Source organism: Brevirhabdus sp., from assembly GCF_052826345.1.
The window spans coordinates 1-8,673 of the sequence record NZ_JBRBUA010000102.1 but is presented as its reverse complement, the minus strand read 5'-3'; the positions used below and the strand labels follow the sequence as shown (position 1 = coordinate 8,673).

Sequence of the window (8,673 nt, the reverse complement as noted above, 5' to 3'; positions counted from 1 at the left end):
GCGGGCGAGGATCTGCCGCCGCTGCTGTCGGATCTGTCGGATCTGGCCGTCGGCGTCACGAGCCTGTCCAGCAAGGCCAACAACCTGCCGCTGGAGCAGCTTGTCGCGCAGATCAACAGCCTGTCGGCCAGCGCCGAGCGCATCCTGTCCGCCGATGGCGCAGAGCGTTTGCCCGCCGACATCAGCACCGCGCTCCAAGGCGTCAGCGCCCTGTTGGCGGAGGCCGGAAAGCAGCAGGCGGTCGCCAAGCTGGCGGGCGCCGCCGAGGCCGCGGGCAGGGCCGCGACATCCATCGACCAGCTTGCCACGCTCGATGTGCCGCCGCTGATGGCCAAGCTGTCGGTGCTGTCGGGGGATCTGTCGGATCTGTCGCGCAAGGCGCGCGATCTGCCGGTCGAGGATCTGATCGCCCGCGTCACCACGCTGGTCGACAGCGCCGACAAGCTGATCGGCACCGACGGCGCGACGCAGCTGCCCGCGCAGATCAATTCCACGCTTCAGGACATCCGCGCGCTGCTGGCCGAGGTGCAAAAGCAGGATGGCGTCAGCAAGCTTGTCGCGGCGGTCGAATCCGCGGGTGTCGCGGCGGCCAACATAAGCGAGGCGAGCAACGATCTGCCCACGCTGATCCAGAACCTGACGTCGCTGTCGGGCCGGGTCGAGGCGCTGCCGCTGGACAGGTTGATCGAAGAGGTCACCGCCTTCATGGACAGCGCGCAGCAGCTTGTCGGCGCCGAGGGCGCCACCGAGCTGCCCGCGTCGTTGAACGCGGCGCTGTCGCAGGTGGATCTCGTCCTGCGCGAGTTGCGCGAGGGCGGTACCGTCGCCAATGCCAACGCCACGCTGGCCTCCGCGCGTCAGGCGGCCAATTCGATCGCGGGCGCCGCCGATCAGCTGCCGTCGGTGGTAAAGCGGCTGAATGCGACGCTGACCCAGGCGCAGACGACGCTGGGGGGCTTCGACGAGAAGTCCAAGCTGAACTATGAAACCCGACAGGCGATGCGCGATCTGCAAAAGGCCGCGAAAGCTGTTGAATCACTGGCGCGCGCGATCGAGCGGCGGCCGAACTCCCTTTTGACTGGACGCTGAGATGACCCGTTTTCTGACCCTTCCCGCCCTGCTGCTGCTGACGGCCTGCGGCAGCGATCCGATCCTGCGCTATGCGGTGCCGCAAACCGCGGTGGCCGAACGCGTCAAGGTCGGCGTGCGCTCGGTCGAGGTGCGCGAGGTGACCTTGCCCACCTATGCCGCGCTGGAGGAGATCTACGTCGAAACCCCCGAGGGCGCGCTGGCCAGCGACGCGGTGCTGCTGTGGGCGGACGATCCGACGCGCGCCGTCACCCTGGCGCTGGCGCGCGATCTGGGGGAAATCACCGGCGCCCGCGCCGCGACCGAGCCCTGGCCGTTCGAGGAACTGGCCGATGTGCGGCTTGAGGTGCGTGTGGACGAGATGGTCGCCGGGCGCGGCAACATCTTCCGTTTTTCTGGCCAGTATTTCGTCGCCAGCCCCGACGGGCGGCGTGATCGCTCCGGCGGGTTCAAGCTGACCGCGCCCTTCGCGCCCGAGGCGGGTGCCGCGGGCATCGCCGCGGCGCGCGGTCAGGTGGTGCAGTCGCTGGCCCGCCAGATCGCGCGCGAGGCGCTGCGCTGAGGCGAGGATCTTCGGTGCGGGGTCTCGCCCCGTGCCGGAAGAAGGTTGAAGAGGCACGATGCGGGCGCAGGCGCGCGACAGCCGCGCCGCGCGAAGTTATCGGGGCCAGGTTAGCCGACCAAGTTGGTTGGCCGAGTTATTCGGGCTGAAACCCCGCCAGCAGGTTGCGCAGCCCGAAGACCGCCCCCGCCACGATCGCGGCCAGCGTGACCGGACCGGAAAAGGCCAGCGTCGAAAACGCGCTGACCCCCTGGCCGATGGAACATCCCAGCGCGACGACGCCGCCAATGCCCATCAGCACCGCGCCGGTCAGCTGCCGGCCCAGCTCTCGCGGGTCCTCGCAGGCTTCCCAGCGGAATTCGCGCTTGATGAAGGAGCCGATGAACGCGCCCAGCATGATGCCGGTGACCGAGCCCACGGGAAAGCTCAGCCCGCCGGCCGACGAGGTCATCAGATAGATCAGCGTGCGTCCCAGCGGCGCGATGAAGCTGTGACCGTCGACCGGCACCGCACCGAAACTGGCAAGCGATACCTCGAACGTGCCCCAGAATGCGCCGGCCACGGCAAGTCCTGCGGCAATGGCCCATCCGATCTGGCCGTGCGACGCGCGGAAGGCGCGATGCGACAGGGCCCAGCCGATCAACGCGGTGGCGATCACGGCCGCGGTGGCGAAAAGCGGAATATCGAGGCGTTCGTTCAGCAGATGCGCCACCCCCTGCGGGCCGGAGGCGGGCATGGGCGGGAACAGCGCCACGCGCAATCCCGACAGCGGGCCGTTCAGCGTGACGAACCCCGCGATCCCGATCACCACCACCACCACCATCGCGCGGATGTCCCCGCCGCCGAAACGGGTCAGCGCGCCGAAGCCGCAGTTGCCCGCCAGCGCCATGCCGAAGCCGAAGACGCCGCCGCCGATGATGCTGGCCAGCGGGTTCCATTCGACCTGGTGGTAAAGCGTCTGGCTGATGTCGAGCAGCCCCGCCGCGCTGAGCGCATAGATCGCCAGGATCGCCGTGCCCAGCACCATCCCCCACATGCGGATGCGCCGCTGATCGTCACCGTAGATCGCGGATTCGATGGCGCCGAGCGTGCAGAAGCTGCCCAGACGCGCCGCGAGCCCCAGCACGATGCCGGTCGAAAGACCGACGAGTGCCGACAATGTCCCTGCGTGCAGGTGTTCCAATCGCTCGCTCCTTCCGTCCGGCATGGCTGCGCCGGGGTCTGCGGGTTATCGGGCGGGGTGCCGTCTGTTGCGAAAAGACGCCCGGCCCGCCGGGCCGACCGCTTTCCGCTGTCGGTCCGCTATGTCAGTGGTCTTTGGGGGCGGCACAAAAAAGATCGAATACCAGGTCGATCATCTGCTGCGCCCGCGGGTCCTTGATCGAATAGTAGATGGTCTTGCCATCGCGCCGATGGCTGACCAGCCCTTCCATGCGCAAGCGTGCCAGTTGCTGGCTTACCGCCGCCTGCCGTGACGACAGAAGCGTTTCCAGCTCGGTCACGCTTTTTTCGCCTGTGGTCAGATGACACAGGATCATCAGGCGGTTTTCATGCGCGAGTGCCTTGAGGAAATTGGACGCCGCCTGAGAGCTTTCGATCATTTCCGCCGGGTCGACCGCATGGCCCCCGGAGGGTACCGCCGCTTCGGTCCGTGCGGGCTGCGTCATCATCGGGCTCTCCTGCCGCCGCTTTGATCTTGACGGCAGTATAGACCCCCTCAGGCCGAATGACGAGCCACCGGGAACGGCTGTATCGCTCATGGCATGTACGTCCTCGTTCTGCGCGCGCGGGGATCAGGATCCGCCGCTGTCGGTGCCCCCCTCGTCAGGGGCGGGAAGCTCGCCGATCATCTTGCCCAGCATCGCCCAGAAGAAATCCTGCCCGGGGTAGCCTTCGATCCGATCCACTTCCGCTCCATCCTCTATTAATACGAATGTGGGCGTAAAGAAAGGCTTCGCTGTCAGCTTGTAGGGCGCCTTCTCGGCGTCCTTGACGTCGATCCGTTCCAGCGGCGCACGCTTTCCCTCGTCGGTCTTGGGATAAATCGGCCCGATCTCGGCGTTCCAGCGCTCGCACCAGATGCAGCCGTCTTCCTCGAACATCACGAGCTTCGTGTCCGCGGCCATCGCTGACGAGGCGAGCGCCAGCGCCGTGGCGGTGCCGAAGGTGATCCGTTTGAATAGTGTCGACATTGACGACTCCGAGATTACAGGACATGACTCATCATATAGAAAAAATGTAATATGTCGCATTGTGCTTCGCAAGGCGGGAGAAATCATGTTCGATATTACCTATGGTGGTGCGCTGCTCGCGGGGCTGGTTTCCTTCCTGTCGCCCTGTGTTTTGCCGATGGTGCCATTTTACCTTAGTTATATGGCCGGTCTGTCGATGAGCCAGCTGCAACAGGACGGCGCGATCGCCCCGGGGGCACGGGGCCGTCTGATCACCTCATCAATTTTCTTTGCGCTCGGCGTTACCACCGTTTTCGTGATCCTCGGGATGAGCGCGACCGCGCTGGGGCAGGCGGTGCGGGTCTACATGGATCAGCTTGCCTGGGTCGCGGCCGCGATTCTTTTCGTCTTCGGCCTGCATTTCCTGGGGGTGATTCGCGTGCCGTTCCTCTACCGGGAGGCGCGGATGGAAAGCAAGGCGGAGCCGACGACCGCGGTGGGCGCCTATCTGATGGGGCTTGCCTTCGGATTCGGCTGGACGCCCTGCGTCGGCCCCGCGCTGGCCGCGATCCTGATGATCGCGGGCGGCATGGGCAGCATCTGGCAGGGCGGGCTGCTTTTGTCGATCTACGGTCTGGGGATGACGGCGCCTTTCATCCTGGCGGCCCTTTTCGCCAAGCCGTTCCTGCGCTGGTTGCAGCGCCACCGCAGCAAGCTGCGGCACATGGAAAAGATCATGGGCGGGATGCTTATCCTGTTTGCGATTCTGATCGCGACGAATACCGTGAACTATATTGCCCAGGCCATGCTGGACTGGATGCCTTGGTTTCAGACGATCGGCTGATTTGGCGGATCGCGTCAGGAGGGTTTGACATGAAGTTTGGATCTTTTTTCACCATATTGATTACCGCGCTCTGGCTGCCGTTCGCGGCCGGGGCGGAGCAGGCCGTGATGGGCGGCGACGGGTTGCACAAGACCAGCTGGATGCGCGACACGTTCAAGAACCTGCCCGACGATCTGGCCGAGGCCCGGTCCGAGGGCAAGCGCCTGATGCTGCTGTTCGAGCAGCGCGGCTGCATCTACTGCAAGCAGATGCACGAAGAGGTCTTCCCCCGCCCCGAGATCACCAAGATGATCGAGGACAATTTCTTTGTCGTGCAGCTCAACCTGCACGGCGAAACCGAGGTCACCGATTTCGATGGCCAGACCGCGCCGGAAAAGAAGATCTCGCGCAAGTGGGGGTTGCTGTTCACACCGACCATCCTTTTCATGCCCGAGGAGGTGCCCGAAGGCGAAACCGCGGCGCAGGCCGCGGTGGCGATGATGCCGGGCGCCTTCGGTCCCGGCACGACGCTGGACATGCTGACCTGGGTGGCGGAGAAACGGTATCTGCTTGAGGGCGAGGAGGATTTCCAGCGTTACCACGCCAGGATGATCGTCGAGCGCAAGGCGAAAGCGTCGAAATAGCGGGCCGCGTCGTAAATGCGGAATCTCCAATATATTCAAAAATCGTAATTCATTGTTGCGCGATTTGTCATCACTGGGATAGCATCGGGCAAAAGAGCGAAAACGGGAGGATTCTAGATGAAGCAAGTTCTGCTGGGACTGGCAGTGCTGGCGATGGGCGCGGGAAGCGCCTACGCGGCTGATGTGGCGCCGTCTGATGTTGTCTTCGACGGCGGCGCGGTCGATCAGTCGCTGACTGGCGCGCCGGGCGATCCTGCCGCCGGACGCAAGGTTTTCATCAACCGCAAGCAGGGCAACTGCCTTGCCTGCCACATGAACTCGGAAATCACGGAGCAGCAGTTCCACGGCGAGGTCGGGCCCCCGCTCGACGGCGTTGCGGAGCGCTGGTCGGAGGCGGAGCTGCGCGGGATCGTGACGAACGCCAAGCAGATGTTCCCCGACACGATCATGCCCGCGTTCTACATCGATAGCGGCTATAATCGTCCGCTGAAAAGCTTCGAGGGAAAGTCGATCCTGACCGCACAGCAGGTCGAGGATGTGGTCGCCTACCTTATGACATTGAAGGCTAACTAAGCCCTGTCTGGGCTGAGAGGAGAAAAGATGACACTTACACGGCGTGAAACGCTGGCTTTCGGGGCCGCAACTGCCGCAGTCTTCGGACTGGGTCTGATGCCCGCACATGCGGCTGTCGACGATGCGATCGCAAAGATCACCGGCGGCAAGGAAGCCGTCGAAGGCGGCGATCTGGAGCTGACCGCTCCCGAGATCGCGGAAAACGGCAACACGGTTCCGATTTCGGTCAACGCACCCGGCGCGGTGGCCGTGACCTTCCTGGCACTGGGCAACCCCAGCCCCGAAGTCGCCACCATCAAATTCGGCCCTCTGGCGGGCTCCCACGGCGCCTCGACCCGCATTCGTCTGGCCACCACGCAGGACGTGGTCGCGCTGGCGGAAATGGCTGATGGCAGCTTCCAGAAGGCAACGAAGACCGTGAAGGTCACCATTGGCGGCTGCGGCGGCTAAGGCACAGGATAAGGAAAGAAAGAATGGCAAAAGGCGTCAAACCCCGCGTGAAAGTACCCTCCAAGGCCGATGCCGGAGAGGTCATCACGATCAAGACCCTGATTTCGCACAAGATGGAATCGGGCCAGCGCAAGGACAGCGACGGAAAGATCATCCCTCGCTCGATCATCAATCGCTTCACCTGCGATTTCAACGAGCAGAACGTCATCGACGTCAAGCTCGAGCCCGCGATCTCGACCAACCCCTATTTCGAGTTCGAGGCCAAGGTGCCCGAAACCGGCGCGTTCAAGTTCACCTGGTACGACGACGACGGCTCGGTTTATGACAAGACTGAGGAAGTCAAAGTCGGTTAAACTGATACCGGCCGGCATCCAAGACCGGCATCTAAGGGAGGACTGCCGCATGAAATTGACCATGTTTACCACTTTGGCCGCTGCCGTATCCGTCGCCGTGGCGGGCGCAGCCGCGGCCAACGAAGATGCCGTGCTGGAAATCGACGGCGAAACCTTTGTCACCAAGACAGAGGCCCCGGCCTATCTGGACAACCTGTCCGAGATCTACTCGGGCTGGGTTTTCCGCTCCGACGAGACGCAGCAATTGCAGCTCGACGACTTCGAGAACCCGGCCTTCGTGTTCATCGACAGCGCGATCGACATGTATTCCAAAGTGGACGGGACCGAGGGTAAATCCTGCGCCTCCTGCCATGAGGACGTGTCCGAGTTCAAAGGTCTCCAGGCCTCCATGCCGCGCGTCAACGCGGACGGGAAACTGGAAACCCTGACCGAGGTCGTGAACCGGATGCGGACCGATTACATGGGCGCCGAGCCCTGGAAGTGGTCGGGCACCGAAATGTCCGCGATGACGGCGCTGATCGGGCTTCAGTCGCGCGGCATGCCGGTGAACGTGTCGATCGACGGTCCGGCCAAGCCGTTCTGGGAAAAGGGCAAGGAGCTGTACTACACCCGTGTGGGCCAGCTGGATCTTTCCTGTGCCAACTGTCACGAGGACAACTACGACACGATGATCCGCGCGGATCACCTGAGCCAGGGGCAGATCAACGGCTTTCCCACCTATCGGTTGAAGAATGCCAAGATCAACACCGTTCAGGGGCGGTTCAAGGGCTGCATGAGAAACGTCCGGGCCGAGCCTTACAAGGAAGGCTCCGACGAGTTCAAGGCGCTGGAACTTTACGTGGCCTCGCGCGGCAACGGCCTGTCGGTGGAAACGCCTTCGGTCCGCAACTGATCGCTTTCGAACAGTATCCGCCGCGCCCCCTGACTGCGGGGCGCGGCATTTTTTACCCACACCCCACACCCCACATCGCCGATCTGCCAGCACCGGGGTTTTCCCCGCCGCGTTGGCTGTTGACGAGTTCAAATCGGAGACTGCGCATATGATTTCGCGCCGTGACTTTCTTCAGGCGACCGTGGCCGCCTCTGCCCTCTACGGTGCTTCGGGCGTCGGCAACTGGGCCAAACTGGCCGCGCAACAGGTTCTGACGCAGGACCAGCTGCTAGAATTCGACCCGCTGGGCAACGTGACGCTGATTCATATCACCGACGTCCATGCGCAGCTGAAGCCGATCTACTTCCGCGAGCCCGAGATCAACCTCGGCGTCGGCGCGGTCGTCGGTATGCCGCCGCATGTGACCGGCAAGGCGTTCCTCGACCTTTTCGACATCGAGCCCGGGACGCCCTGGGCCTATGCCCTCACCGACCAGGATTTCGTGGCACTGGCCCGCGCCTACGGCAAGATGGGCGGCATGGACCGCGCCGCGACCGTGATCAACGCGATTCGCGCCGAGCGCCCCGAGGCGCTGCTGCTCGATGGCGGCGACACCTGGCAGGGGTCGTTCACCGCGCAGAAGACCAAGGGCATGGACATGGTCAACGTGTTCAACCAGCTCAAGCCCGACGCGATGACCAGCCACTGGGAATTCACCCTCGGCACCGAACGGGTGAACCAGCTGATCGAGGAGCATCTCGATTTCCCCTTCCTCGGCGCGAACATCTTCGACGCCGAATGGGATGAGCCCGCCTATGAACCCTACAAGATGTTCGAGCGCGGCGGCGCCAAGATCGCCGTGATCGGGCAGGCCTTCCCCTACATGCCCATTGCGAACCCCGGCTGGCTGTTTCCCGGCCTGTCCTTCGGTGTCCGAGAGGAGCGCATGGCGTCCGTCGTGGCCGAGGTTCGCGAGGCGGGTGCCGATCTGGTGGTGCTGCTGTCGCACAACGGCTTCGACGTGGATCGCCAGATGGCCGCGCGGGTGCCGGGCATCGACGTGATTCTGACCGGCCACACCCATGACGCGCTGCCCGAGCCGGTGCTGGTGGGCGAGACGATCCTGATCGCCTCCGG

11 protein-coding genes and 1 pseudogene are annotated in these 8,673 nt (G+C 63.9%); 9 read left to right on the top strand and 3 right to left on the bottom strand.

Going from position 1 to position 8,673, the window contains the following annotated elements:
- Both ACU0BR_RS12440 and ACU0BR_RS12435 read left to right on the top strand, forming a co-directional pair.
- A pseudogene (locus tag ACU0BR_RS12440) lies at nucleotides 1–1,089 on the top strand (hypothetical protein); the annotation flags it as partial.
- A 1-nt stretch (nucleotide 1,090) separates the two neighbouring features.
- On the top strand, nucleotides 1,091–1,651 hold the full coding sequence (locus ACU0BR_RS12435; protein ID WP_446157149.1) for a PqiC family protein: 561 nt from the start codon (nucleotides 1,091–1,093) through the stop codon (nucleotides 1,649–1,651).
- Between the two features lie 136 nt (nucleotides 1,652–1,787).
- Here ACU0BR_RS12435 and ACU0BR_RS12430 read toward each other — a convergent pair whose 3' ends face one another.
- The 3 genes from ACU0BR_RS12430 to ACU0BR_RS12420 form a co-directional block, all read right to left on the bottom strand.
- A complete protein-coding gene (locus tag ACU0BR_RS12430) occupies nucleotides 1,788–2,834 on the bottom strand; it encodes a YeeE/YedE family protein (protein ID WP_446157148.1) in 1,047 nt (348 codons plus the stop codon).
- A gap of 124 nt (nucleotides 2,835–2,958) precedes the next feature.
- Nucleotides 2,959–3,321: an ArsR/SmtB family transcription factor gene (locus ACU0BR_RS12425; protein WP_446157147.1), complete on the bottom strand. Its 363-nt coding sequence runs from the start codon at nucleotides 3,319–3,321 to the stop codon at nucleotides 2,959–2,961.
- A 123-nt stretch (nucleotides 3,322–3,444) separates the two neighbouring features.
- Nucleotides 3,445–3,843, bottom strand: coding sequence for a hypothetical protein (locus ACU0BR_RS12420; protein ID WP_446157146.1), 399 nt, complete (start codon nucleotides 3,841–3,843; stop codon nucleotides 3,445–3,447).
- An 85-nt stretch (nucleotides 3,844–3,928) separates the two neighbouring features.
- Between ACU0BR_RS12420 and ACU0BR_RS12415 the strand changes: the two genes are divergently transcribed.
- The 7 genes from ACU0BR_RS12415 to ACU0BR_RS12385 form a co-directional block, all read left to right on the top strand.
- The gene (locus ACU0BR_RS12415) at nucleotides 3,929–4,666 is read left to right on the top strand and encodes a cytochrome c biogenesis CcdA family protein (protein WP_446157145.1); all 738 of its coding nucleotides are present in this window, start codon (nucleotides 3,929–3,931) and stop codon (nucleotides 4,664–4,666) included.
- Between the two features lie 29 nt (nucleotides 4,667–4,695).
- Nucleotides 4,696–5,289, top strand: coding sequence for a thioredoxin family protein (locus tag ACU0BR_RS12410; protein WP_446157144.1), 594 nt, complete (start codon nucleotides 4,696–4,698; stop codon nucleotides 5,287–5,289).
- A 117-nt stretch (nucleotides 5,290–5,406) separates the two neighbouring features.
- Nucleotides 5,407–5,862, top strand: coding sequence for a sulfur oxidation c-type cytochrome SoxX (soxX, locus tag ACU0BR_RS12405; RefSeq protein WP_446157143.1), 456 nt, complete (start codon nucleotides 5,407–5,409; stop codon nucleotides 5,860–5,862).
- Between the two features lie 27 nt (nucleotides 5,863–5,889).
- Nucleotides 5,890–6,312, top strand: a complete 423-nt coding sequence (gene soxY, locus ACU0BR_RS12400) for a thiosulfate oxidation carrier protein SoxY (protein ID WP_446157142.1) — start codon at nucleotides 5,890–5,892, stop codon at nucleotides 6,310–6,312.
- 23 nt (nucleotides 6,313–6,335) lie between these two features.
- A complete protein-coding gene (soxZ, locus tag ACU0BR_RS12395; RefSeq protein WP_446157141.1) occupies nucleotides 6,336–6,665 on the top strand; it encodes a thiosulfate oxidation carrier complex protein SoxZ in 330 nt (109 codons plus the stop codon).
- Nucleotides 6,666–6,714: 49 nt separating this feature from the next.
- Complete coding sequence (soxA, locus tag ACU0BR_RS12390) at nucleotides 6,715–7,557, top strand: sulfur oxidation c-type cytochrome SoxA (RefSeq protein WP_446157140.1); 843 nt, start codon at nucleotides 6,715–6,717, stop codon at nucleotides 7,555–7,557.
- A gap of 148 nt (nucleotides 7,558–7,705) precedes the next feature.
- Nucleotides 7,706–8,673, top strand: a 968-nt coding sequence (locus ACU0BR_RS12385; RefSeq protein WP_446157139.1) for a metallophosphoesterase, incomplete at its 3' end; no start/stop codon positions are given.

Excerpts from the sequence above, each read along its gene's own strand:
- ACU0BR_RS12435 (WP_446157149.1), top strand. The coding sequence starts at position 1,091 with ATGACCCGTTTTCTGACCCTTCCCGCCCTGCTGCTGCTGACGGCCTGC.
- ACU0BR_RS12425 (WP_446157147.1), bottom strand. The coding sequence starts at position 3,321 with ATGATGACGCAGCCCGCACGGACCGAAGCGGCGGTACCCTCCGGGGGC.
- ACU0BR_RS12420 (WP_446157146.1), bottom strand. The coding sequence starts at position 3,843 with ATGTCGACACTATTCAAACGGATCACCTTCGGCACCGCCACGGCGCTG.
- ACU0BR_RS12415 (WP_446157145.1), top strand. The coding sequence starts at position 3,929 with ATGTTCGATATTACCTATGGTGGTGCGCTGCTCGCGGGGCTGGTTTCC.
- ACU0BR_RS12410 (WP_446157144.1), top strand. The coding sequence starts at position 4,696 with ATGAAGTTTGGATCTTTTTTCACCATATTGATTACCGCGCTCTGGCTG.
- soxX (WP_446157143.1), top strand. The coding sequence starts at position 5,407 with ATGAAGCAAGTTCTGCTGGGACTGGCAGTGCTGGCGATGGGCGCGGGA.
- soxY (WP_446157142.1), top strand. The coding sequence starts at position 5,890 with ATGACACTTACACGGCGTGAAACGCTGGCTTTCGGGGCCGCAACTGCC.
- soxZ (WP_446157141.1), top strand. The coding sequence starts at position 6,336 with ATGGCAAAAGGCGTCAAACCCCGCGTGAAAGTACCCTCCAAGGCCGAT.
- soxA (WP_446157140.1), top strand. The coding sequence starts at position 6,715 with ATGAAATTGACCATGTTTACCACTTTGGCCGCTGCCGTATCCGTCGCC.